Origin of the sequence: Paenibacillus plantiphilus, assembly GCF_927798095.1 — a bacterium.
GTDB classification, from domain to species: Bacteria; Bacillota; Bacilli; order Paenibacillales; family Paenibacillaceae; genus Paenibacillus_Z; species Paenibacillus_Z plantiphilus.
On sequence record NZ_CAKMMF010000021.1, the window covers coordinates 1 to 24,590 of the forward strand.

A 24,590-nucleotide genomic window follows, 5' to 3' on the forward strand; every position below is an offset into this window, starting at 1 on the left:
GCGAGCAGCTGTAAGACGGAAAAATCCTCTTACAGCTGGTGAAGAGCGCCAGAAACCACATCGTTTGTCGCTGTAAGCGTGAAAATCGTTGTTACAGCACGGAAAAGTGGCGAGCGAGCAGTTGTAAGACGGAAAAATCCTCTTACAGCTGGTGAAGAGCGCTAGAAACCACATCGATTGTTGCTGTAAGCATGAAAATCGATGTTACAGCACGGAAAAGTGGCGAGCGAGCAGCTGTAAGACGGAAAAATCCTCTTACAGCTGGTGGAGAGCGCCAGAAACCACATCGATTGTTGCTGTAAGCCGAGTTCTGACTATCGGAGAGGGAAATTTGGCTAGTGCAGTATACTCACTGAGAATGTTCCCGGTGATCTTTCTTAGCAGGCTTGGGATTTTCATGTAAATGATGAGACGGTACCACATATACGCGAAAATGGTGCAATAAATGCGCAGAGACGGTACCACATATACGCGGAAATGGTGCAATAAATGCGCAGAAACGGTACCACATATTGAAGATTATATGGTATATATTTCATATTATGGTACCGCATATTCGCGTGATTTATGGTGTGTATTGGCAGTTATGGCGTCGCATATGTGCGGAAATGGTTGTATTTATGGTGCCGCATATGTGTGTAAATGGTTGTATATTCACTGAGACGATGCCGCATTTCGTAGAAACTGTGCCATATACACGCATGAACGGAGCAGTTGCTCGAAGGAAAGGCAACAGAATTTTAAGGAGGATACAAAAGTGGCAATTCGGAGAGCTTTAATTAGTGTGTCGGATAAAACAGGTATTATTGAGTTTTCGCGTGCGCTTGCGGACCTGGGTGTGGAAATTATTTCGACGGGCGGTACTGCGAGCCTGCTGGAGAAGGAAGGTCTTCCCGTCATCGGAATTTCCGATGTGACCGGGTTCCCGGAAATTCTTGACGGACGCGTGAAGACGCTCCATCCTGCTGTACATAGCGGCCTGCTCGCTGTTCGTGACGACGAAGAGCATCAGAAGGTGATGGAGGAGCTTGGCCTTGGCTACATCGACCTCGTTGTCGTGAACCTGTATCCTTTTGCAGAGACAATCGCGAAGCCGAATGTTTCTTATGAGGATGCCATTGAGAATATCGATATCGGCGGCCCGACTATGCTTCGTTCTGCAGCGAAAAATCATGCCTTCGTAACGGTTGTTGTCGATGCGGCGGACTATGGCGCTGTGCTTGAGGAAGTAAAGGCTGGCGGCGATACGACACTGGAAACGCGCAAGGCGCTCGCAGCCAAAGTATTCCGCCACACCGGCGCTTACGATGCGCTGATCGGGGACTACCTGTCCAAGCTGGGCGGCAATCCGCTGCCTGAGCGCTACACGGTGACGTACGAGAAGGTGCAGGATCTGCGCTATGGCGAGAATCCTCATCAGAAAGCTGCCTTCTACCGCAAGCCGCTAGCTGCGCAAGGCAATATTACTACGGCTGAGCAACTGCACGGCAAGGAGCTGTCCTACAATAATATTAATGATGCTAATGCGGCGCTTGCGATTGTAAAAGAATTCGTTGAGCCAGCCGTTGTTGCGGTAAAACATATGAACCCTTGCGGCGTAGGAATCGGCAAGGATATTCATGAGGCGTATCAGAAAGCCTATGCATCTGATCCAACCTCGATCTTCGGCGGCATCGTTGCGGCTAACCGCACGATTGGCGCGGATACGGCTGGACTGCTCGGCGAAATTTTCCTCGAAATTATTATTGCGCCGGATTTCACGCCTGAAGCGCTGGATATACTGACGAAGAAGAAGAATATCCGCCTGCTCAAGCTTGGCGAGTTCCAAGCGGCTGCAGAGCGCAAGCCGGAATGGCTCGTTACGAGCGTTGACGGCGGGATGCTCGTACAGGAGAGCGATGTTCACAGCTTGTCGCCAGACGATATTAAGGTTGTTACGAACCGCCAGCCGACCGAGGAAGAGCTGAAGCAGCTGCTGTTTGGCTGGAAAATCGTGAAGCATGTGAAGTCGAATGCAATTCTACTTGCTTCGGACAGCATGACGGTTGGCGTAGGCGCAGGTCAGATGAACCGCGTAGGCGCAGCTCGCATTGCAATTGAACAAGCAGGCGAGAAGGCGAAGGGTGCGGTGCTGGCATCGGATGCGTTCTTCCCAATGGGCGATACGCTAGAGATGGCTGCAAAGGCTGGCATTACGGCAGTCATTCAGCCAGGCGGCTCTATTAAGGACGAGGAGTCCATTGCAGTCGCCAATGCGAACAACATTGCAATGGTTGTGACCGGCGTTCGTCATTTCAAACACTAATAGTAAGGCAAGGTTAGGGCAAGCGGATTGTTTAAGGACAAGCGGTGATCGGCATGTCTCGCACTTTGCAGGGCATGTCCCGCGACCGCATGTCTCGCACTTTGCGGGGGCATGTCCCGCTTGCCCTCTATGTTTGCCACACATGTAGCGGTTCTGGCTATGACTTTACTATTCAGTCCCAATAGGAGGGTTTTTCTGTGCGTATTATGGTAATTGGCGGCGGCGGGCGCGAGCACGCTATTGTATGGGCGCTTAATAAGAGCGACAAGGTGAAGCAAATTTATTGTGCGCCTGGCAATGCGGGTATCGCTGAGCTGGCGGAGTGTGTGCCGATTCCGGTTAACCGGTTCGGGGATTTGATTCAATTCGCGATCGATAATGCGGTGGACCTCGTTGTGGTCGGTCCGGATGATCCGCTTGCGGGTGGAATTGTAGACGCTTTCGAGGAGCGGAATATTCCGATCTTTGGACCCCGGAAGAATGCGGCGTCGATTGAGAGCAGCAAAATTTTTATGAAGGACCTGCTCAAGGCCTATAATATTCCAACGGCGAAATATGAGTCGTTCACGGATTATGAATCTGCGCTTGCTTATTTGCGCCAGCAGTCCGCGCCAATCGTGGTGAAGGCCGATGGTCTGGCAGCTGGCAAAGGGGTTACTGTTGCGTTCACGATTGAGGAAGCGGAGAAGGCGCTGCACGAGATGATGGTGGACAAGGTGTTCGGAGAGTCGGGCGGCAGCATCGTCATCGAAGAGTTCCTTGAAGGACAGGAGATGTCGATTCTCGCATTCGTCGATGGCGAGACTGTACGCGCGATGGTTCCTGCACAGGATCACAAGCCTGTATTCGATGATGACAAAGGTCCGAATACAGGCGGGATGGGCACATATTCGCCACTGCCGCATATCGACCCAGCATTGGTCGAGGATGCGATTGAAAATATTATTAAGCCGACTGCCAAAGCGATGGTCAGCGAAGGACGTCCGTTCCGCGGCGTGCTGTTCGCAGGGCTCATTATGACGAAGGACGGCGTGAAGACGATAGAATTTAATGCGCGCATGGGCGATCCGGAGACACAGGTGGTGCTTCCGCGCCTGAAGACGGATCTGCTCGATATTATTCTGGCAGCGCTTAACGGTCGTCTGGATGCGATTGATATTGAATGGAGCGATGAAGCGGCTGTATGTGTTGTTGCCGCATCTGGCGGATACCCCGGTCCATACGGGACTGGTCAGGCCATTGAAGGGCTCGATGCCGCCAAAGCGTTGGGCGCTCTTGTGTTCCATGCCGGGACGGCCGAGCATAACGGCAGCATCGTGACGAACGGTGGACGCGTACTCGGTATTGTAGGCCGTGGCCGCGATATTGCAGAGGCTCGCGCACATGCGTATGAAGCCGCCGCTGTCATTTCGTTCGAAGGCATGCATTGCCGTTCGGACATTGGCGCTAAAGCGACAAAAGCAGTGCTGAAAGGCTAGCTGTCTACTGAAAGGCTGTTGAAGCCGCCGTGTCCCTGTTTGGAGAGGGAACGGCGGCTTTTTATTATATAAATTGGAAATTTTTGTTGTGTATTTATTATGGGTAAAATTACCTCGCTGTATGGAGGTTCATGTTACTAGTTTGTAACGACTTCCTGGCTCTGCTCCTATAGGATGACACTATAAGGCAGCGAGGGAGTTTTGACATCATGAATAGTGTGAGAAGGAAGAAGCGGCGGCGGTTTTTCGTTGTCTTTATTGTTTTTGTTGTAGCATGGATTGTTCTTGTTGCGGGATGCAATACGCGCAGCGGATTACTTGTGTGGAACAATGAGGTATGGTCGGGATCAAGTCAAGACGGCGCTGAGTGGGACAATAGCCAGAATAAAGGCGATTTAACTGGGGCGGAATCAAATAAGGACGGGAAGGACAGTCCTGCTGACGCTTCGAATGAAAGTGACGGGGGCGAGCAAGAAGGGACAGACGATCGTAAGGGCGAAACGCCTGATGGCGGAGACGATAATAATAGTAAGGGCGAAGCGCCTGGTGGCGGAGACGATAATAATAGTAAGGGCGAAGCGCCTGGTGGCGGAGACGATAATAATAGTAAGGGCGAAGCGACTGGTGGCGGAGACGATAATAATAGTAAGGGCGAAACGCCGGGTGGCGGAGACGATGATAATAGTAAGGACGAAACGCCTGATGGCGGAGACGATAATAATAGTAAGGGTGAAACGCCTGGTGGCAGAGACGATAATAGCAGTAAGGGCGAGAAGCCGCAAGGGGGAGCAGCTGCTCCTGAAGAGGATGGGAGTCCGAACAAGCCGGCTTCTTCTTTCGAGCTCGATAAGACGACCTCTCCTATTGTCGATTATGAAGCTCCATCGAGTGCCAAGCTGGTAGCCTTGACTTTCGACGATGGACCGGATAAGAATTATACGATGGATATACTGGATATTTTACGGGAATATAAGCTCAAGGCAACGTTCTTCACGGTAGGCATACAGGTTAAGAAGTATCCGGAAATTATGAAGCGCATTGCTCAGGATGGACATGTGATCGGCAATCATTCTTATCATCATCCGAATTTATCCAAGCTTGACAGCAAGACGATTAAAGAGGAAATTAAATGGACGGATCATCTTATCGAGAAGACGGCCGGTTATGTGCCGCGTTTGGTTCGTGCGCCGTATGGGGCTCTGTCTCCGCTCGTAAGAAGCATAATGAAGGACAACAACCGCGAGTTGATCGGCTGGACGGTGGATACCCGAGATTGGGCGGGCGAATCGGTCGCCAGGATGCGGGCAAATGTGAATAAGAATACGAAGCCTGGCGGTATTATTCTGATGCATTCTTTTGGCAGCAAGCATCTGAAAAACACGGTTGAGCTGCTTCCGCTCATTATTGAGGATTTGAGCAAGAAGGGATATACGTTTGTGACGGTGGACGAGCTGTTGTCTGCCAATGAGCAGCGCAATGCGGCGGAGAAGAAGTAAGCGCCATGGCTGCAGCAATGCGGTGGAGAAGAAGTAATGCGCCATGGCAGCTGCAGCGCTCATTGCTATCGGATTGACGGGAGGGTGGCGAGATGATGTTATTACGCCTCGGACGGCGATTGGGAATAATGGGATTCATTCTAATTGGCTTGTTCGGGCTTACAGGGTGTCAATATACGGCCACTCCTGCTGATCTGCTGCAGAATCCGCAAGTAATGCCAGAGACAGAAAGACTCGCAGATGCGATGAAGAACGCGCTTCCGGCCAAGGCGAAATTATCGCTTCAGTTGCACCCGCAAGCAACCTCGGCAGTTGTGATGGGCGATGTCGATAACGATGGTATTGTAGATGCTCTCGTATCATTCATGAATGAGAACGGTAATCAACAGGTGATGGTGCTGAGAGGAAGAGAGGACGGGACCTGGAACTACTGGTTCACGTTCGCTGAAATGTCCAGCTACGGGATTGATCGGATTGTGGTTGAAGATCTGGATGACAATGGTCAGTCAGAGGTGATGATCGGATGGAAAGTATACGGTCAGCCGGAATTTTTGCTGAATGTGTATCAGGTCCGCCAGTACCACTCAGGCAAGGAGCCTCTGCTGCCGATTGCTGAGCTGCCTTATGATACGCTGGAAGTTGGCAATGTGGACGGGGATGGGGACACGGAGGTCGTAACTATTGTGTTGGATCGCGAAGGAAAGCAGGCATCTCTTCGCATCTATCGGGTCAAGCATTGGGCGTTCTATAAAGCGATGTCAATTCCTTTGAACGGAATTGTGAACCGGTATTACAATTTGAAGGTTGGCAAAATTGCAGAGGATCGGTATGGCATTGTAACGGAGGCAAGTATAGGCGCTCATTCTTCCACGACGACGATGTTCGCCTGGAGCAACGGGAATCTGAAACAAGTCTATCCATCCACGAGGTCAAACATTCCCAATGAGGGGGATAATGTATATTCCACGGAAAGCGGCGATGGAAATGCGGATGGCATTCTTGATTTGCATGTTCTGCAAGAGGCGCCGGGCCAGAAGCCGGATACTTCCTATGCGGAGACGCTGTGGATCCAGCAGTACAAGCAGTGGGATGGATTCGATGGGTTCCAGCTCGTTAAGGAGCGGTACGTCAATCACATGCAGGGCTTTATCGTAGATGTTCCGCTGAAATGGAGGGGGCGCTACACTGTAAGCAGGCCGGAAGATGAGCATGCAGGTATTGTGTTCGAATATATGAATACGAAATCGGCGCATAGTGCTCCAATGTTCACCATATATGCCTTCCCTACTGCGGATTGGAGACAGGCTGAGCAGAAATGGCAGGACAAAGGGATTCATTATGACGAGCTGCTTAAAGCGGCCGGCATCCAGTACGCAGTCTTATGGGGGGAGCCGTCTGCCGAGTGGAGCAAAGGCGAGAAGGAAATGTTCTGGCATGTGCAGCCCGATAAGAGTGGCTTGGACAAGCTGTTCAAGCTGCTGCCTCCAAGGTGACAAGCCGTGTTGATGCCCCTGCGAGGATAGGGATTGGAAGCATAGATTACCAGGCACTGTGCTTGGAATGAGAGGGGGGTTGAAGCATTGCGCATTTTATTGCTTGAGGACGAGGAAGCGATTCGTGGTTTCGTTCGAATCAATTTGAAACGGAACGGAATGGAGGTTGTTGAAGCGGAGGATGGCGAAACTGCGCTCGCTTTAGCGGAAGCGGCCTCCCCTCCATTCGATGCTGCACTGTTGGATGTCATGCTGCCGACGATCAGCGGATTCGAAGTGTGCGAGCAACTGCGGGGACAGTTCCCGCGTATGGGCATTATTATGCTGACAGCCAAGTCTCAGGAGGAGGATAAGATTCTTGGTCTGGAGCTTGGCGCAGATGACTATATTCAGAAGCCGTTCAGTCCCGGCGAGCTGATCGCCAGACTTAAGGCGCTGCATCGCCGGATGATGCCGGGCGGCCTGTCTTGGCAGGATTCAGCCTCGCCGCTTATGATGCAGGGCGCTGAGGGAAGTCGGAATGATGGAACGGCTGAAGCGGAAGTCGGGGCGACCGTCGATGAGACAGGCGCGTATGGGTCTGATTCTGATAGGAGCGATGCGAGCGGACTGCATGTTGCAGGTGAAGGGTCCCGCCTCTTGCGGAGTGAACTGCATTCGGGACCGTTTCGCTTATCGGCGTTGGAGCGCAAGCTATGGAAGGAAAACGAAGAAATTGTGCTTACGCCTACGGAGTGGACACTTGTTAATCTGCTTCTGGAGCGGGAGGGCGCTGGGCTTAGCCGTGACGAAATTTTGGACGCGGTGTGGGGGCGCCATTTTATCGGGGACTTGAAAATTGTGGATGTGAATATTCGCCGAATTCGTCAGAAAATCGAGGATGAACCGTCTGAGCCGAAATATATCGAAACGTTATGGGGTTATGGCTACAGGTGGAAACGGGGCGAAGGGCGATGAACAGTCTACGATCTCGGATGGTATGGAGCTATGGCGTTCTCATTATGCTCGTCGTCGTCATGCTGGGGTCTATGTTTGTAACGCTGGTATGGAATTATTATTATGGCGGTGCAGAGGGAGCGCTGCTCCAGCGTGCCCAAACGGAAGCTGCGCTCCATAATCGGAGTATTGCTACCAGGCCGCTTCAGTCGAAGGCGGAGTATATGCTGCAAAATATGACGGAAGGCTCCATCCATCTGCAGCTTCTCGACTACTCCGGGCTTATCGTTGTGGAAAGCAACGGTCTTAGCGGGGCAGTCGGGACATTGGGGACGCCTGACGTCATACAGGCGATGAACGGCGAAACCGGTTCCTGGCGCGGCTATGATGAAACGACGAATGAGAGGATAGCGGCTGTAACGGTGCCTGTTGTGGATAATGGGCGCGTTGTTGCGATGTTTCGCTACTCCTCCTCATTGGAGCGGATCGATGCATTGGTTCGGAACATGCTATGGCTGACTGTTCTTGTTGGCGCTGTCGTCGTCCTGCTCTTCTTCATGATGAGTGTGCTGCTGGCCAACCGGATCGCCAGACCGATCCGAAATCTGACGCTTGTCGCCGAGCAGATGGGGGAAGGGGATTGGTCACGCCGTGCCTCGCTGTATGAACGTGACGAGATCGGGCGGTTGGCTGAGACGCTGAACAAGATGGCAGCTGAGCTGACAAGGCGGGAGAAGCTGAAAAATGATTTTATCTCATCCATCTCTCATGAGCTGCGCACTCCACTCACTTCCATCAAGGGCTGGAGCGAGACGCTGGCCTCGGGAGATCTGACAGATGTAGATGAGCTGCAGCTTGGTCTGGCTGTCATTGATCGCGAGACGGAACGTCTGTCGGGGCTGGTCGAGGATCTGCTGGATTTCTCCAAGCTGTATGCGAAAAGCATCGTTCTCCATCCGGAGACGCTTGACCTGCTCAAGCCGATTAAGGAAACGATACGGCAGTTCGAGGTTCGCGGGCAGCGCGAAGGCGTCAAGCTGATCGGCATTCTGAGCGATATGCCTCTAATGGTAGAAGCAGATGCCAATCGTCTGAAGCAGGTGTTCATCAATGTGCTCGACAATGCGCTCAAATTCACGCCATCAGGCGGCGAGATTACGATTGCCGCTGCTGCTGCCTCTCCAGATTGGGCGCGAATTAGTATTGCCGATACAGGCCGCGGCATTCAACCGGAGGATCTGCCGCATATTACGGACAAGTTCTATAAAGGCAGCAGCCAGCGAGCGGGGAGTGGGCTCGGCCTTGCAATTTGCAAGGAAATTGTGGAGCTGCACGGAGGCACGCTCCGCGTGGATAGTGTTGTCGGCGAGGGGACAGTTGTCACGCTGACGGTTCCGCTTGTTCAGCAGCCGCTCCCAGGCAAGCAGGAGAGCACCGCCTAGCTGCCGCTACTCTTTATAGAATAGTGATTTGCGCTTGACGAAAATATAGGCAAGTGCCAGCGCAGAGATGAAGACCAGGGACACTGCCAGCCAGTGAAGGGCGATCCAGTCAAAAAATTCACGCATATGCTTCATGACCTCCTATCGCTAATTGCTGCTGTACGCTTCTAGGTAGTATGCGAAGCAGCCTGCAGCGTATACCCTGTCTGTTGGAATTGTGGTCGACTGACCGCCGTCATGCAGCGAAACATCGCGCGCCGGGAGCTGTGCTGCAGCTGCCGTGAATGCGCGGGAATGACATGAAATGCGAGACAACGGAACGATACATATGGTTTAATAAGGGAACCGGGTTATTCCGGGTAACTTGAGGTGAAGGTGGGCGTACATATGTTTGATAGAATCTGGAACCGCTTACGTCTCGCAGTTGGAATGGGGTTGACGGCAATATTGCTTGCCGCTCTGCTGGCAGGCTGTGGAGAAACCACGGAGGAGCCCAAGCCGCTGACGGATCAGACGCCGCCTCCGGTGGAGGAGGAGCAGCCTGCTCCGCCGCCTGTGGAAACGGCGCCTGCCTATGTCGCACCGCTCACAGGTGCTGGACTGCAGCAGGAAGCGGTTAAACGGCCGATTGCGGTCATGATTAACAATTATTCAGCTGCGCGCCCGCAATCCGGCCTGCCGCATGCCGATATGGTATGGGAGGTGCTGGCTGAGGGTGGCATTACGCGGCTGGTGGCGATTTTTCAAAGTGATGAATTTACTGGCCCTATCGGACCGATCCGCAGCATCCGGCCTTATCTGATCTCACTGGGCGAGTCGTACGGGGCCGTGTTGGCGCATGCGGGCGGCAGTCCAGACGGGTATGCGATTCTGCAGCGTCAGAAGAAGCCTTATCTGGATGAGATAACGAATGCGGGCAGCTACTTCTGGCGGGAGAAGTTCCGCAAGGCGCCGCATAATCTGTATTCCGATCTGGAGAAGCTTCGTGCGGGAGCGGAGAAGAAGAAATATACAAGCACCACACCTATTCCAACCTATCCTTTTTCAGCGGAGGGCGCGACAGCTGCGGGAACTGCTGCAACGAATGTTGAAATTAAATTTCTGCTCAAGGATTATAAGGTTTCCTATGTGTATGATGCTGTTCAGAACTTATATGCTCGTTCGATAAAAGATAAGCCGCATACCGATTTGACGACGGAGAAGCAGCTGACAACAACGAATATCGCTGTGCTCAGCGCCACGCATAAGGTGTATGACGATGTTGGACGATTGGAAATTGATCTGGAATCCGGCGGACCGGCAATACTGATTCAGCTGGGCAAAGCTGTCGATTGTACGTGGGAGCGCGGCGGCGATGGTGTGATCCGATTGATGAAGGACGGGAAGGAATTGCCGTTTGTTCCCGGCAAAACGTATTATCATGTTGTTCCGAACAAGCCGACCTTTGCGGAGCATGTGAAGTTGAGTTAATGGATGGGGATTGTAGGCTTTATTCGAGGGAGTCGTGAGCAGCAATTTGCTGCTTGCGGCTTTTTTGCGTGAAAATGCGGGGATGAGGAGTAGAAACAGGGTTGTCAGAAAACAATAGAAGATAAGGAATTGAAAAAAAACCTCGATTTCTGCTGATAATTTGAAAATTGTCATAAAACCTTTACAATCCCTTAACAATTGAAAGGTAAACTATGTTAAGATATTGTCGGTTATTTGTGTACCGATAACGTTATTCTGCACATGACGAAGGGGATATCTTACCGATGTTCAAAAGAAAAGATGTGTTTTTTACGACGCTGGAAGCGATGGCGGACATTCTGCTGGAGGCTGTACAGTACTTCGAACAGAATGTTTCGAAAATCGACGATGTTACTCAGTTTGCAAAGACGATGAAAGAGTACGAAACCAAATGCGATCGACATGTACACACGATTCTGACGGAGCTTAACAAGACGTTCATTACTCCAATTGAACGCGAGGACATTATGGCGCTCACGACTTCGCTCGATGATGTGCTGGATGGCATTGAAGCTTGTGCGTCGCGCTTCGAAATGTATGATGTTCGCGAGCCGGACGAGTACATTCAGCTGTTCGCGGACAATATTCTCCGCTGTGCGCAGCAAATCAAGAAAGCGATCTACTTGCTCTCGGAGAAGAAGCTGCTTGCCATTCGCGAGCCCGCTATACATATCAACGAGCTGGAGAATCAAGCCGATGATCTGCTGCGTGTATGCGTGAAAAGCCTGTTCGCCAAGGAAAACGACCCTATTGAGCTGATTAAACGCAAAGAGATTTATGAACGGCTTGAACAGACGACAGATTATTGCGAAGATGTCGCCAACACTCTTGAAACGATCATCATGCGTAACAGCTAAGGAGCAGGTGACGGGCGGCTATGGATATTTATATTTTAGTTGGTATTGTTATTTTTCTAGCGTTGGCATTTGATTTTATAAATGGATTTCACGATACGGCGAATGCAATTGCGACGTCGGTATCGACGAGGGCATTGTCCCCGAGAATGGCGATATTAATCGCTTCGACGATGAACTTTGTCGGTGCGATTATGTTTACAGGCGTAGCGAAAATGATCGGGGGCGGCGTGGCCGATCCGACGACGATCGCCAACGGTGTCGAGGTTATCATTGCAACGCTTATATCAGCTATTGCATGGAATCTCATTACATGGTGGTTCGGCATTCCGTCGTCCTCCTCCCATGCGCTTATCGGCTCTCTTGCGGGAGCGGTCGTCAGTGCCAATGGACTTGCCGGCATTAATGCGAGCGGATTTATCAGTATCGTTCAGGTGCTGGTGCTGTCGCCGCTGATTGCTTTTGCCGCAGGCTTCGCGGTCATGTGGATCTTGAAGAAGGTCTTCGCCAAATCGAGCCCTCATCAGGTTAATAAGGGCTTTCGCACAGGGCAAATGATTACGGCTGCATTCCAATCGTTCACGCACGGTACGAATGATGCGCAAAAGGCGATGGGGATTATGACCTTTGCGCTTGTGGCGGCGGAATTGCATGAAGATATTAATGTCATCCCATGGTGGGTCAAGGTGTCTGCTGCCCTCGCAATGGCGCTCGGCACTTCCCTCGGCGGATGGAAAATTATTAAGACGATGGGTACGAAAATTTTCAAAATCGAACCGATCAACGGCTTTGCCGCTGACGTTACGTCAGCCACGGTTATTTTGACCGCTACGCTGGCGCATCTGCCGGTTAGTACGACGCATGTTATTACATCGGCGATTCTCGGCGTCGGCAGCGCCAAACGCTTCTCTGCGGTGAAGTGGGGAATGGCCGGACGGATCATTATGTCCTGGATTATTACGATTCCGATTTCGATGATTATTGCGTTTCTGGTGTACCGTGTAATGGAATTGTTTATGTAAACGGGTGTTAATTTGAAGCTGGATGCTGGCAGGCAGGCGCTTAGGAGCGCAGCCTGCCGGTGTCCGGCTTTTATTATGGGGAGGCCCACAGGGGACTGTGGGCTTCTGGTGGTGCGGTGGGATGGGATTGCGATGTGATGCGAAACATGCAAAGCATGCAATTATTGGCAGTGCGTTTTCGCACCGTGTGCAGTTGCCATGTGGCAGGGTGGCTTTTTAGCGTTTGCGCGGGCGTGGGCGGCGACGCTGTCCGGGTGCGCTGCCTGCTCCGCCGCCGGTACGGCGGCGTTTTCTGCGACGCGGCCTGAAGCCCTCGTTATCATCATCGGCGATAGCGGCGGAAGCGCCCTTCTTGCCGAAGGAGCCGGCAAGAACCTTGATAAGCGGCGCCATCTGGGAGACGCTGCTGACGACCTTCTGCACCTTTGTCATGGTGGAGACGATCCCGTCGATTCCGCCGATGCGATCGACGAAGCCTTTAATATCATTCAAGCTGTTGCCAAGGGAGAAGCCGCTGGATTCTTTGGCTGTTTCGACTATGTCGGCTGTCGTTGACGGGGCGGCGGGCGAAAGATTGATCGGTGTTGTTACTGGTTGAATCATTATAGATGGTGTATTCGATTGGAACTGCGAGGTATCGAATGGAACAAGCATGCCTGATCCCATGCTGCTGCTATTGCTGCTGCCTCCGCTGAAAAAGGGCTCTGAGATGCCGGGAAAGGCGCTCTCGTTCTGGCGTTGGGGCGGGGGCTGCTGCTGCACGCTTCTCATAGACGGATCGTAGCGGTATTTCACGCGGATCACAACCTTTGATGGTTTTGGTATTAGTCTATGGGATAGGCAAACATAAGGATTGGACGAATGCCCGATTGTGGCAGGATTATTATTAATCGGAGCGGTTTCAGCTCTTCTGTTCGGTGAAGCGTGAATACGGTAATGCTTGAAAAGTAGCAGGGAAACCGATACAATGAGAAGAATAATTAGTTCTCGTAGGAGTGAGCAGATGATGCAGCTAAAGAAACTGAACGACAAGACGATTGACCAGCTGTTCGAGGCGGTTCTTACGCTGAAGACGGTAGAGGAATGTTATGTTTTCTTTGATGATTTGTGCACGGTAAATGAGATTCAGTCCTTGTCGCAGCGGCTTGAAGTGGCGCGTATGCTGGGCAAGGGCTCTACTTATAATCAGATCGAAGCGGAGACGGGCGCCAGCACGGCGACAATCTCGCGTGTGAAGCGCTGCCTCAATTATGGCAATGACGGCTATCGGATGGCGCTGGAGCGCGCGGGACGATAAGTCGATGAAGCCAGGAATTCTCGTCATTAGTCATGGGTCGCGCGAAGCCGAATGGGTGCGCCTTGTGGATGAAGCGGTAGCGGACGTCGCCGCGGCTTATGTGAATTGGCCGATTGGCGGAGTGCCGGTGGTCTCATCGTTTTTGGAAATTGTCGATGGTCGGCTTATTCAAGACGGAATCGATCAGCTAGCAGCGGAAGGCGTAACGGATGTGTACGTTCTTCCGCTCTTTGTGTCGTCCGGCAGTACACATGTGGATGATATTGCACAGGCGTTTGGCCTGCCACCCGTATCGGCATCCCGCAAGGGTGAGCTGGAGCCGTTTCGACTTGGCGGAAGCAGTGCTGATGGCAGGGCTGATAGTAGTGCGGAAAGCAGTACGGATAGTAGTGCGGAAAGTACTACGGAAAGTAGTGCGGAAAGCAGTGCGGATGGCGGTACAGACAATAGTGCGGGATATGGTGACTGCAGCGGTTTTAGGGACGGCTCTGAGGCCAGCGGCGGCTCCGACGAGAATCAGCGGTTGCGGATACACTTCGGACAGCCGATTGATGATGATCCGGAGATTGCAGAGCTGCTGCTCTCCAACATTCGCGAGCTGTCGCAAGCTCCTGACCGGGAGCGCCTGCTGCTTGTGGCGCATGGCTCCGTCGAAGCGGGATTCCATGGCCGCTGGCGAAGCGGCATGACAGGGCTCGCGCGTCGACTGCGCGAGCTTGGCGGTTATGCAGGAGCAGAGATTGCGATGCTGCTGCCGAATCAAGCGGCCTGCAAGCTGCGCGTTATGCTGCGCAAGCAGCCGGAGCAAGCGGTGATCGTAGTACCGCTATTCTTGAGCACGGGTTATTTTACACGGACGGTTATTCCAGCTAGATTCGGTGAGCTTGCCTATCGCTACAATGGGCGGTCGATGCTGCCTCATCCCTGTATTGCGCGTTGGATGAACAGGCAGATTGACGCATGGCTGGATGGGTTTATTGTATAGTAGAGTGGATTGTGTTTCATGAGCGGGTCGGAATGTATGGGGGCGGACATGATGTCTTACAAGCGGGCACGATTAATATATAACCCGACATCAGGGCGGGAAGAGATTAAACGGCGGCTGCCGGATATTTTGCAGCGTTTAGAGCAGGGTGGTATTGAGACGAGCTGCCACGCCACCTCTTGCGAGGGCGATGCTACGATTGCGGCGAAGGATGCGGCAGACCGCGGCTTCGATATGATTATTGCGGCAGGCGGGGATGGTACGCTGTATGAAATTATTAACGGGCTCGCGGAGAAGGAAGCTCGCCCGCCACTTGGTATTTTGCCGCTGGGGACGACGAATGATTTTGCAAGAGCGCTTGGAATTCCGAAGCATTGGGAGTATGCGATTGATCTCATCACACAGCAGTATACGGTTCCCATTGATCTGGGCAGAGCGAATCAGCGGTATTTCATCAATATTGCCGGCGGAGGCTCGCTGACGGAGCTGACTTATGAGGTTCCGAGCAAGCTGAAGACGATGATCGGGCAGCTCGCCTATTATATGAAGGGCTTGGAGAAGATGACTCGGCTGCGGCCAACTGAGCTCAAGCTCCAGGCGAAGGAAATTGGCGAGATCCACGAGGAGATTATGCTGTTCCTGATCTGCAACAGCAATTCTGTAGGCGGCTTCGAGAAGCTGGCTCCAGAAGCGCAGCTGGATGACGGAATGTTCGATGTGGTAGTACTGAAGAAGTGCAATCTGGCGGAGTTCATTCGTATTGCTTCTCTCGCTCTACGTGGCGAGCATTTCAATGATCCGCATGTGGTGCATTTCAAGACCAAGGAACTAATGGTCACAACACCCGATTATGTGCAGCTTAATTTGGACGGGGAATATGGCGGGACGCTTCCGTGTACGTTCACGGTTCTGCCGTCGCATTTGAGGATTTTTGTGGATGAGGCTGGGGAGTCGAAGTATCGTTAGGGAATAATACAATGTGTTAGTATGCAAATATTGCAATGCGAAATGATGCGGAAATTGAGTGTAACGGAGCGAATAGTACTCATGAGTGTGCCAGTTAGCAAAAATGATGAGGTTGTCGTCGACATTGTCGGCTTGACGCATGATGGGGAAGGGGTAGGCCGCGCAGACGGCTTTACCCTTTTTATTCAGGAGGCACTTCCCGGCGAGCGTGTGCGGGCCAAGGTGCTGAAGGTGAAGAAGCAGTATGGCTACGCCAAGCTGCTGGAGATCGTTGCGAAGAGCGCAGACCGTGTGGATGCGCCTTGCGCGATCTATAAGCAATGCGGCGGCTGCCAGCTGCAGCATATGGATTATGCCGCCCAGCTAAGCTGGAAGCGGCAGCATGTGGTGGATAACCTGGAGCGGATTGCGAAGCTGCGGGTTGCTAATGGTGAAGCTGGGGGCGCCGATCCTTCAGGTGAGGAAAAGCGGACAAGTGTGGTTGTACATCCTACTATCGGGATGGATGAGCCTTGGCGCTATCGGAATAAGGCGCAGGTGCCGATGGGGATGCGGGAAGCGCATGATTTTCAGGGAACGCAAGGTGTAAAAGGCGTGCAAGGAACGCAAGGAATGCAAGGAATGCAGGGGATGCAAGGAATGCAAGGGATGCGCCTGGTCGGCGGGTTTTATGCGCGTGGAAGCCATCGCATTATTGATATGGATGAATGCCTGATTCAGCATGCAAGTAATGATGATATCATTGCTCGCGTGAAGGCAATTGGACAAGAATTGGGTATCACCGCGTACAATGAGGAAACGGGGAAAGGCCTGCTCCGCCATGTTATGGCCCGCGTTGGCGTTGTCTCAGGCGAGGCTATGGTGGTGCTAGTAACCAATGGTCCAAAAATTCCGCTGGCGGATCGTTGGATTGAACGGATTCGCGAGAGCATTCCAAGTGTGAAGAGCATTGTCCAGAATGTGAATACAAGGAAGACTAATGTGATTTTTGGCGATGAAACTCGCGTGCTGTGGGGCAATGATGTTATCTATGATGATCTGGACGGGATTCGTTTCGCCATCTCAGCTCGATCGTTCTATCAGGTGAATCCGGCTCAGACGGTGGAGTTATACCGTAAAGCTGTCGAGTATGCGGGGTTAACCGGCGTGGAAACGGTCATCGATGCGTACTGCGGAATCGGTACGATCTCGCTGTTCCTTGCACGTCGCGCAGGCCGCGTGTATGGGGTGGAGATTGTGCCGGAGGCAATCGAGGATGCGAAGCGCAATGCGGAGCTGAACGACATTGGTAATGCGACTTTTGAAGCAGGGGCCGCAGAAGTTGTTATTCCGCGATGGCGGAAGGAAGGTATTGTGCCTGACGTCATTGTGGTGGACCCGCCGCGTAAAGGCTGCGATGCGGAATTGCTTGAGACGATACTCGCGATGCAACCTCAGCGAGTAGTGTATGTGTCGTGTAATCCTTCGACGCTGGCAAGGGATCTGCGGGTGTTGGAGGACGGCGGGTATAGGACAGTTGAGGTACAGCCGGTGGATATGTTCCCGCATACGACACATGTGGAGTGCGTGGTGGGGATATGTCGAGTCGATACCTAGAAGTCTATAGTTTTAAGCATTCGGCGAAGTATTTCTCCTTTGTACAGGATGACGGTGACTATAAGAACAAAGTGTTAAGAGATACGATTAAGGTTTCGGTTGTGTTGGATTTGAAGTGGGTAGATATGACGATTGGTTTTTAGTTTTTTGTTTAGTGAGAATGACAATGTAGCCAAGAGGGTGCTTTTAGCGAGAGTTTTTTTGGATTTATAAGTCTGTGCATAAATGATCTGATATTCATTTTTTATGAGGTAAACTTAAAACGTGGAACAAAAAATTACTCGCCACAAAAGGCCACTTTCATAGCAAAACGAAGGTGGCTTTTCGTAGTACACCATATTATGCGAATCTGTGTTAAACTTCAGAAATGCCATAATCTTTGTGCAGTAAGTTTTTTTCTTGCTTCGTTTTTGATGCTTTGATCTTGCATAACTTTAACTTTTTTAGCCCACATATACGAACTAGGCGTTTACTTGGTGTTCAGAAAATAAAATATGCACCCAATTTCCACGAGTTAAACTGGTCTGATTGGTGAGAGTATTGTTTAAATCAACAGTCAATTTTGATCCAATATAAAACAAAATTAAGTCAAAACTTTTGGGAGCAGGGATGGGAAGAATTGACTCTGGATCTCATTGAATATATAAGAATATGAGGAACAACCTATGAAAACATTAGATGAATTTTCTCTTGAATACGTCCGTTCTGAAATTACAAGCTTATTTATTCATGAAAGAAATACAAATCGATTTGTTAATATATTTTCTGTAGCAGAGATGTGTCCATCCGAACAACCCCTCTCCAAAGTGATTGAGAATAAAACAGAACTTAAAACTTATTCAATGCTTAGAGAATCACTTGATGAGAATAGAACAATTTATGCGATACGCACATTTACAGATAATCCTGCAGATGCTATTTTGTTTTTTCGAGGTATAGAAAATCAAAAAAGGATCATCCAAATTGAAGGTAAGAAACATGAATTAATATCACTAAACGTACTTGAATCAGAACCTCCGAACGAAGTTCCAGTACTGGTATCTAATAACTCGGATAAGGCGAACGCTATCTTGGATCTACTTCCAAATCGTCCTGTTTCAATACGAGTATGTTCTCTCTTTGATTTACAGGGGGTAACATTAAATTCATTTTCAGCTAAAGATAAACAAATTATAGAAAAGTTTTCGATAGAAGTTATTTCTGTTAATCTTCTTGATTATGAAGAATACATGGGTGGTGTAGTCCTTTGTTTTGCAAATTCTTACTTACGTGAGTTCAAAGAAAGTATTAATAATGAGGGAAACAAAGTACTACTTGATTTTCGTGAAAGAGAAAATAAATCAATAATTGGTGGGAAAGTATTAATAGTAGATGAGAGGGTTCAAGGGAATGGATTTGAGTTAAATATTAAAATTACTGAAACAAAAATGGTTATCCCAATACCATGTTCTCCCCAAGAACTCCGAACAATTATATATTCTCCAAATGGTACAATTTTAGAAGATATGAAAGGCTCATTCATCCAAGGATTTATTACTAACGCGAGTATTTCAGGGCCAACAAGACGAATAACTCATACTAGGAAGGATGGGGTTGAAGAAGAAATTATTGTAGAAACAAGAAATCCTTTTAACAGTTTTCCTAGTCCCCCTGTTTTATCAGTTACACAAAAATTAAGATTAAGTGAAGAAAGACGAATGCTCAATAAATTAGAAAAAGAGCATGTTTTCATTTATTTTCCTGGGGGTGAATCTTCATTACAGCATGCTAAAACTGTAATTAGAAAATTATTGGGCAGTGCGAACAGTAGATGTGTAATATGTGATACTTATCTTTCTGGAGATGACATTATCCGCTTTGCAACACTAGTCTCTAATACTGACGTAAGTATACAATTATTAAGTTCACAATTTTTTTTGAAAAAGAATTTTGACGGCTCTAGCATTAGTAATCTCACACACGGAGAAAAAATGTCCAAGGTCCTCGAAAGCATTCTTTACCAAGATAGATCATTAAGAATAGAAGCTAAACTTCTATTAGGAAGTAACAAGAGTCCACTTCATGACCGTTTTTTGATACTGGATGATGAAGTATACATGTTAGGTAGTTCATTAAATGAATTCGGATCAAGAGCGACAACACTATTTCGTATTCCTGACCCAAGTCGATTAATTAATCAAGTAGAGGATTGGTGGCAGGACGATAAAATGACAATAGATTTAAATCAATGGTTGGAAGAAGAGAGAGTTAAAGTATCAACTGAAGCATCTTTGAATTATATACAGAAATGCTTCAGTGTTTTATGTAAAGTATTTAAAAAACTAATTCATGTTAAAGGGTGAAGTGCATGGGCCGTGATTGGAGGCTTAACTTATCTTTAAGTAATATAAACATCGATAAGGATTTGCTAATATCAAGTATTCGTGACCAATTGGCTTCCGAATATTGGATGGAACAAATAAGGGTTTTTACTGTAAAATGGTTTAGTCAATTGGGTGAAAATCAGAGTCCGCAACAAGATAAGATAATTTGCAATAACACCATAGATGAATCTAATTTAATGAAGGCATTTATCTTTGTTCAGAACAAACTTTTTCAAATAATGAATGAAAATTATGAATATGAGTTTGAATTTGAAATCGAGTGCATATATGAATTAATCGGAATGAATTTAGCAAACTTAACAGGGAAAGATTTTGAAAGTTGGGAAACAGTCTATACAAGTATTAGAAGAGAGTATGTCATCTGTGATAGTTGGTGTGCTCATCTCCCAATCGAAACAATTAATTCTAATGTGGAGCGGCTTTTAGTATTACCCAAGTTTGAGCATCCGTTTGAATTAGTGAACCCAATAGGGAGCTTAATGAATCGTAGCAACTGGGATTATTTTATGGAAAGACACAAAGATTTAAGAGCACAGTCTCTTGATATTTGGGAGTTTATTGAAAAATCGTTGTCGATGATAGAGGGTTTTACTTTTAAACCAATACTCAATTTTCAATCCAACTTAATACATCGATATGACAAAAAATTATGGATGCAATGGGTCTTACAACTTCCACTGATAAATTTTCAAGAATATGCATTAACAGAGGTCTCGGATTTGGATGAAACTGAATTATTTCTTTCTATCCTTTTAAACTTTGAGGGATTAGAAAAAGAAACATTGAAGGAAAAGGTAGCTTTGTTGATTTGGGTTATTGTGGATTTATGGAGAAAAATCGATGAAAATTTAGTAAACAAAAGTGATAAGAGAACAGTGTTTCAAGCAAGTGATGAAACTTTTCGTCAAAAAGTTGAAGAGGAGAAAATAAATTGGCAAATTGAATTACCCAAGAGGATTGATGATGTTTTCAATTTATTATATTCGAGTGACGAAGGACTGTCGGTTGAAATAACTACTTCGATGTTGTGCCATCTAAATGCTAGGAATAATAGAACTAAGTTTGTTGTTCTATTACGTGGGAAATTGCTAGATTTTTTATTTTCCAACAACTTGGATTTAATTTCTTTTAATGTATTTTTGGAAAAAAAATCAAAAAATTATCTTTTAAGCGGAGCCAGGATAGCTTGTAAACAAGAAAACAGAAGGAATATGGTGGAGGAAGTGTGGAGGGCTTACTCAACATTCCTTTCTACAGAAACGTATTATTGGTATCAGCCAGGTATGATTTTAGATGATGAAGAATTACTTCATGCGATGGGTGAGGCATTGTTTTTGTTGAAATCACCAGATGTAAGTATTATTGAAGCATTTTCAATTATTGAATTACCCACGGAAGGTTGGGGATATCAAGCGGGAAAATATTACTCATCATTTTCTAATATAACTCATTTATATATTGTGGCGATTCATGCAACTGACTTTCTTAGGGAAGCGAAAAGTCCTCTAGCTTTAAAAATATATGATTATGTTTGGGAAAAATTCCACAATTGGTTACGTCATCTAAATGGATATTATACAGATGAAATTGATGTAGTATTGCAACAATTGTGGAGTAGATTATATAAGTATTATCCTTCTAATTACTCTGTTAAAGTGGAAATGGAAATCAAAAGATTGGATAATTTGAAACAAGTATTAATTAGTATTGCTTCGTTGAGAGCAAATATAGCAAAAGAAGATGGGAGATTATCGGAATCAATCAAACATCAAATTACTCAAATTTACAATCAATGGATTTCTTACACAGAACAAAAGGAGCGCAATAAAAACTTGCTTGAGTGGATGAAAAAAACCTTTGAAGAAATCAAATGAGCCATGAGTGCGGCAGTGATTATCATTGTATGACATTGGACGTGGGCATTCAGGCTACACAGATATCATAAATTCCGCTAAGCTAAATTGCTAAAGCTTCAAGAATATAACTTACAAATTTCCTGGTATATAACAGAAATTCGCCCACCAAACGTGGGCGACGACACTTTAGGCTTGTTTTACGTGATAGTTAAATACAAACATAAGAGCGGCATTCAAAGCATCTGTCAGGGCAGAGATCATTTTTTGCACGTGTTCTGTTTTATCTATCAACAAATCTTGCTGGTAGCCATTTTCAATATACTCATGGTACAATTCGAACTGAGCATCCTTCGTTCGAAGCAGTTCCTCGGATGCTTTTAAAAACTCTGGGAAACGCTCTTTTCCGAATTTCGTAGAGAGAACATTTGCCATGATGTGGCGATACAGTATTGCTGCAGCAAATGCTGCTGGATTTGAGTATTGAATGACTCTCTTACGGAACTCATCCTTATCCTCATCTGAAATGACTCCATTTAACTCTACTGCTGAATCTAGCAGAGCAATAATAAGATTCGGGTTAATAAAGTTTTGGACATTTGTTGGGAAGGTTATAGTGATGTTTTTGCAATTGTAAAAATAATTTTCATTAATGTTAGATACCCAACCATGGCCATCCCGAAGATTCCTCACAAGTGTATTCCAACTGTTCCCATGTGGGTTTAATCCAGTGTTTTTTGAAATGTTAGAAAGAGAAGGATCAATTACTTGTGATTTAACAGATGGATCGCTGAGCCAGAAGTTCCTAAGGACTTTAAATACCTCTGATTTTTGAACTCTGAAGGGAGCGCCCTCGTCTTTTAATACAAAATGAATTCGTGTATTTGAAACAAGAAAGTCCTTGGCTAATGCGCTCAATATCATTGGAACGACCTGTGCAGGGCTAAAAGAAGGATATAAGTATTTACGATCTTGCTTATCGAGCGGTTTTTTAAACATTACTGGTAATGTTACTGCTGGATTCTTCCGGACCATACTCTCCCGAATAGGTCGAGTAAGTTCCTGGTATTCTGTTTCCAGTTTTACTCCCAATTCCTCTGGATCAAGAGTCTCCTCAAGACCCTCCTCCTCCTTCTCAGCTTCGTCTTTTCTAATAGAATCAGCAAATTCATCTGCTTTAGTGCCTATTAGGATAAAGGGTACTTCTTTTCTGTACTGTTCAAGGATTTCAGACAAATGACTAATCATTTTTTTTTGGTTGGGATTGTTCATCAATGGAAGAACAACTAAAAGAGCATCATATTGCTTATTATAAAGGAAGTTTCTCAGATTCACTTTTTCTGCTTCATCATCCTCGCTGTTGTGATAAAGCCCGCGGGTATCCTCCAAGGAAAATGCGTAATGCCCCTCGAACGTGCCATAGGTTTGCTGCAACTCTTTGCTCACCTGAGTGCTATTTATTTCATTTGAAACAAAATTCATTTCAAGCACAGAATTCATTGGTATATATATAAGGATTTCCTCGCAAAGTACCTCAAGCGAGAGGCGCTTTCCCTTTTGAAGATCATTGTTTGTAAAGAATGCTTTGGCAAACTCACTGTCCATTTGATGATGATGCAGTTCAACAAAGAAGTAGCCGTCGTCTGAAACATCATTCTCATTAAAGTAAGCTTGGAATTTTTCGCCGAGCAAGAGCTCGAGCTCATTGTACAGTTCATCTAAGACTGTCCGTGTTTCCGTGCTTGCTTGAAGATGATTAACTGTATTCATCAAAATAAGCTCTTTTAGCTTTCGAGATTGTTTTTTAATATCTTTTTCCTCAGTGTTATTGACAGACTCGTTATAAATCCAACTGGCATTTTCAAGGGCAAAAGGACTCAAGGCTTTTGATAGTTTTTCCACAGTGGCGTTTACGAGTTTTTCATCGATTAGATTATACTGAGCTTCTGTGTTATTTTTTGTGAAAAACTGTTGTGTGATTTTTTTTGTCAGTTCCTCGTTAATTTGAGTTTGCTCCATTTCTCTGACCTTTTTATGATCACGAGAAATCAAATCTGCTAGCGGTCCTGCTGCTTTATTAACAAAATCATCGTAAGGCACGTATGGCTGCTTGGGTTTGACAGCAACAATTATTCTCTCCTTTAGAGCGGTAGTAAAAATAAATCGTTTTTCCCGAACAGTCCCACTACCTTCACCTATAATGTCGTCCAATAGGGGATGAAACAATACAGAAGCAAATTGCTTTACTAGGGCCGTCTTGCCAACTCCTGTCGGTCCAATAGCAAGCAGACTCTTAACATACGGTGCTAGGAGCAACCCATTTTTATCGGCAGCATTGATTTCAGTTTTTTGCATTTTATTACCTCTTTCCACGTTTTTTTTTTGGAAACTAAAAACCGCCCATACATTTGAAAGTAGGGCGGTAGAACGCGTGGAAATAAACTCCTGTATAATTAAAGGATCATACCTTGAAGTTTTTTCTCATCGTTGACGCCTCCCCGACTGGTAAGTGACATTTCTATCACCTACAGCGATGCTGTAGCGGACGATTATTTAGTTTCCTCAATTATCCATAAAATGCGGGAGGGTGTCAACATCTTTTTTTATGGATAATTGAGGTGCAATTGTTTCCCTCATAATTTATGGTATTGCACATATAAGTTTGAGATCTCGTAATTATTTATTGTGTACACCTGCATTTAACGGTATAATTGGGGGAAAGACTTACCCTGTGAGATTTTTATTCTGGAGCTGATGAATAAATGGGCGTTAGCTATAAGAGGCTTTGGAAGCTGCTAATTGATAAGGACATAAAAAAAACTCAGTTGAGGGAAATGTCAGGAATTAGCGCGAGTACCTTTGCTAAGCTTGGCCGAAATGAGAACGTAACTACTGATGTTCTTGTTAAGGTATGTCGAGCATTGAATTGTGATATAGGTGATATCATGGAAGTTACAGATAATGAAAATTAATA

Annotated in this window: 19 protein-coding genes; 17 read left to right on the forward strand and 2 right to left on the reverse strand. The window is 47.4% G+C overall.

All coding sequences use genetic code 11. The features are described from left to right. Positions 1 to 757 precede the first annotated feature (757 nt). The 9 genes from purH to L6H65_RS17670 all read left to right on the forward strand — a co-directional run bounded on the left by purH (position 758) and on the right by L6H65_RS17670 (position 12,535). Positions 758 to 2,305 (forward strand): bifunctional phosphoribosylaminoimidazolecarboxamide formyltransferase/IMP cyclohydrolase, encoded by a 1,548-nt coding sequence (gene purH, locus L6H65_RS17630; RefSeq protein ID WP_236343974.1) that lies wholly within the window; start codon positions 758 to 760, stop codon positions 2,303 to 2,305. A gap of 197 nt (positions 2,306 to 2,502) precedes the next feature. After that, complete coding sequence (purD, locus tag L6H65_RS17635) at positions 2,503 to 3,783, forward strand: phosphoribosylamine--glycine ligase (RefSeq protein WP_236343975.1); 1,281 nt, start codon at positions 2,503 to 2,505, stop codon at positions 3,781 to 3,783. Between the two features lie 209 nt (positions 3,784 to 3,992). Then, positions 3,993 to 5,279: a polysaccharide deacetylase family protein gene (locus L6H65_RS17640; RefSeq protein ID WP_236343976.1), complete on the forward strand. Its 1,287-nt coding sequence runs from the start codon at positions 3,993 to 3,995 to the stop codon at positions 5,277 to 5,279. A gap of 92 nt (positions 5,280 to 5,371) precedes the next feature. Beyond that, a complete protein-coding gene (locus tag L6H65_RS17645) occupies positions 5,372 to 6,772 on the forward strand; it encodes an FG-GAP repeat domain-containing protein (RefSeq protein WP_236343977.1) in 1,401 nt (466 codons plus the stop codon). An 87-nt stretch (positions 6,773 to 6,859) separates the two neighbouring features. Beyond that, positions 6,860 to 7,729 carry a response regulator transcription factor gene (locus tag L6H65_RS17650; RefSeq protein WP_236343978.1) on the forward strand — a complete coding sequence of 290 codons (870 nt, stop codon included), beginning with the start codon at positions 6,860 to 6,862 and terminating at the stop codon, positions 7,727 to 7,729. After that, positions 7,726 to 9,150, forward strand: a complete 1,425-nt coding sequence (locus L6H65_RS17655) for a sensor histidine kinase (protein ID WP_236343979.1) — start codon at positions 7,726 to 7,728, stop codon at positions 9,148 to 9,150. The genes L6H65_RS17650 and L6H65_RS17655 overlap by 4 nt, the downstream gene beginning before the upstream one ends. Before the next feature lie 387 nt (positions 9,151 to 9,537). Then, positions 9,538 to 10,620 carry a DUF3048 domain-containing protein gene (locus tag L6H65_RS17660; RefSeq protein ID WP_236343980.1) on the forward strand — a complete coding sequence of 361 codons (1,083 nt, stop codon included), beginning with the start codon at positions 9,538 to 9,540 and terminating at the stop codon, positions 10,618 to 10,620. Positions 10,621 to 10,904: 284 nt separating this feature from the next. Continuing rightward, entirely contained in the window at positions 10,905 to 11,516 is a 612-nt protein-coding gene (locus L6H65_RS17665) for a DUF47 domain-containing protein (RefSeq protein ID WP_236343981.1), read from the forward strand. Positions 11,517 to 11,536: 20 nt separating this feature from the next. Further along, complete coding sequence (locus L6H65_RS17670; RefSeq protein WP_236343982.1) at positions 11,537 to 12,535, forward strand: inorganic phosphate transporter; 999 nt, start codon at positions 11,537 to 11,539, stop codon at positions 12,533 to 12,535. A gap of 216 nt (positions 12,536 to 12,751) precedes the next feature. Here the strand turns inward: L6H65_RS17670 and L6H65_RS17675 are convergent, their stop codons facing one another. Next, positions 12,752 to 13,330, reverse strand: coding sequence for a hypothetical protein (locus tag L6H65_RS17675; RefSeq protein WP_236343983.1), 579 nt, complete (start codon positions 13,328 to 13,330; stop codon positions 12,752 to 12,754). A 211-nt stretch (positions 13,331 to 13,541) separates the two neighbouring features. Between L6H65_RS17675 and L6H65_RS17680 the strand changes: the two genes are divergently transcribed. The 7 genes from L6H65_RS17680 (at position 13,542) to L6H65_RS17710 (ending at position 21,637) form a co-directional block, all read left to right on the forward strand. Further along, a complete protein-coding gene (locus L6H65_RS17680) occupies positions 13,542 to 13,832 on the forward strand; it encodes a YerC/YecD family TrpR-related protein (protein ID WP_219872075.1) in 291 nt (96 codons plus the stop codon). 4 nt (positions 13,833 to 13,836) lie between these two features. Next, positions 13,837 to 14,817: a sirohydrochlorin chelatase gene (locus L6H65_RS17685; RefSeq protein ID WP_236343984.1), complete on the forward strand. Its 981-nt coding sequence runs from the start codon at positions 13,837 to 13,839 to the stop codon at positions 14,815 to 14,817. A gap of 51 nt (positions 14,818 to 14,868) precedes the next feature. Then, positions 14,869 to 15,783, forward strand: coding sequence for a diacylglycerol kinase (locus L6H65_RS17690; RefSeq protein WP_236344051.1), 915 nt, complete (start codon positions 14,869 to 14,871; stop codon positions 15,781 to 15,783). Between the two features lie 81 nt (positions 15,784 to 15,864). After that, positions 15,865 to 17,379: a 23S rRNA (uracil(1939)-C(5))-methyltransferase RlmD gene (gene rlmD / locus L6H65_RS17695; protein WP_236343985.1), complete on the forward strand. Its 1,515-nt coding sequence runs from the start codon at positions 15,865 to 15,867 to the stop codon at positions 17,377 to 17,379. Continuing rightward, positions 17,361 to 17,522 (forward strand): hypothetical protein, encoded by a 162-nt coding sequence (locus L6H65_RS17700; protein WP_236343986.1) that lies wholly within the window; start codon positions 17,361 to 17,363, stop codon positions 17,520 to 17,522. Before rlmD ends, L6H65_RS17700 begins: the two co-directional genes overlap by 19 nt. A 522-nt stretch (positions 17,523 to 18,044) precedes the next feature. Continuing rightward, positions 18,045 to 19,721 (forward strand): VPA1262 family N-terminal domain-containing protein, encoded by a 1,677-nt coding sequence (locus L6H65_RS17705; RefSeq protein WP_236343987.1) that lies wholly within the window; start codon positions 18,045 to 18,047, stop codon positions 19,719 to 19,721. A 5-nt stretch (positions 19,722 to 19,726) separates the two neighbouring features. Then, positions 19,727 to 21,637: a hypothetical protein gene (locus L6H65_RS17710; protein ID WP_236343988.1), complete on the forward strand. Its 1,911-nt coding sequence runs from the start codon at positions 19,727 to 19,729 to the stop codon at positions 21,635 to 21,637. 168 nt (positions 21,638 to 21,805) lie between these two features. Here the strand turns inward: L6H65_RS17710 and L6H65_RS17715 are convergent, their stop codons facing one another. After that, a complete protein-coding gene (locus L6H65_RS17715; RefSeq protein ID WP_236343989.1) occupies positions 21,806 to 23,971 on the reverse strand; it encodes a P-loop NTPase family protein in 2,166 nt (721 codons plus the stop codon). Positions 23,972 to 24,378: 407 nt separating this feature from the next. On the opposite strand from L6H65_RS17715, the gene L6H65_RS17720 reads away from it, so the two are divergent. Beyond that, positions 24,379 to 24,588 (forward strand): helix-turn-helix domain-containing protein, encoded by a 210-nt coding sequence (locus L6H65_RS17720; protein WP_236343990.1) that lies wholly within the window; start codon positions 24,379 to 24,381, stop codon positions 24,586 to 24,588. The last annotated feature ends 2 nt before the right edge of the window (positions 24,589 to 24,590 follow it).

What these genes read in the sequence shown, in the direction of transcription:
- rlmD (WP_236343985.1), top strand. Translation starts at nt 15,865, where the DNA reads ATGAGTGTGCCAGTTAGCAAAAATGATGAGGTTGTCGTCGACATTGTC.
- L6H65_RS17705 (WP_236343987.1), top strand. Translation starts at nt 18,045, where the DNA reads ATGAAAACATTAGATGAATTTTCTCTTGAATACGTCCGTTCTGAAATT.
- L6H65_RS17720 (WP_236343990.1), top strand. Translation starts at nt 24,379, where the DNA reads ATGGGCGTTAGCTATAAGAGGCTTTGGAAGCTGCTAATTGATAAGGAC.
- L6H65_RS17645 (WP_236343977.1), top strand. Translation starts at nt 5,372, where the DNA reads ATGATGTTATTACGCCTCGGACGGCGATTGGGAATAATGGGATTCATT.
- L6H65_RS17690 (WP_236344051.1), top strand. Translation starts at nt 14,869, where the DNA reads ATGTCTTACAAGCGGGCACGATTAATATATAACCCGACATCAGGGCGG.
- L6H65_RS17700 (WP_236343986.1), top strand. Translation starts at nt 17,361, where the DNA reads ATGTCGAGTCGATACCTAGAAGTCTATAGTTTTAAGCATTCGGCGAAG.
- L6H65_RS17670 (WP_236343982.1), top strand. Translation starts at nt 11,537, where the DNA reads ATGGATATTTATATTTTAGTTGGTATTGTTATTTTTCTAGCGTTGGCA.
- L6H65_RS17680 (WP_219872075.1), top strand. Translation starts at nt 13,542, where the DNA reads ATGCAGCTAAAGAAACTGAACGACAAGACGATTGACCAGCTGTTCGAG.
- L6H65_RS17685 (WP_236343984.1), top strand. Translation starts at nt 13,837, where the DNA reads ATGAAGCCAGGAATTCTCGTCATTAGTCATGGGTCGCGCGAAGCCGAA.
- L6H65_RS17710 (WP_236343988.1), top strand. Translation starts at nt 19,727, where the DNA reads ATGGGCCGTGATTGGAGGCTTAACTTATCTTTAAGTAATATAAACATC.
- L6H65_RS17655 (WP_236343979.1), top strand. Translation starts at nt 7,726, where the DNA reads ATGAACAGTCTACGATCTCGGATGGTATGGAGCTATGGCGTTCTCATT.
- L6H65_RS17660 (WP_236343980.1), top strand. Translation starts at nt 9,538, where the DNA reads ATGTTTGATAGAATCTGGAACCGCTTACGTCTCGCAGTTGGAATGGGG.
- L6H65_RS17715 (WP_236343989.1), bottom strand. Translation starts at nt 23,971, where the DNA reads ATGCAAAAAACTGAAATCAATGCTGCCGATAAAAATGGGTTGCTCCTA.
- L6H65_RS17640 (WP_236343976.1), top strand. Translation starts at nt 3,993, where the DNA reads ATGAATAGTGTGAGAAGGAAGAAGCGGCGGCGGTTTTTCGTTGTCTTT.
- L6H65_RS17665 (WP_236343981.1), top strand. Translation starts at nt 10,905, where the DNA reads ATGTTCAAAAGAAAAGATGTGTTTTTTACGACGCTGGAAGCGATGGCG.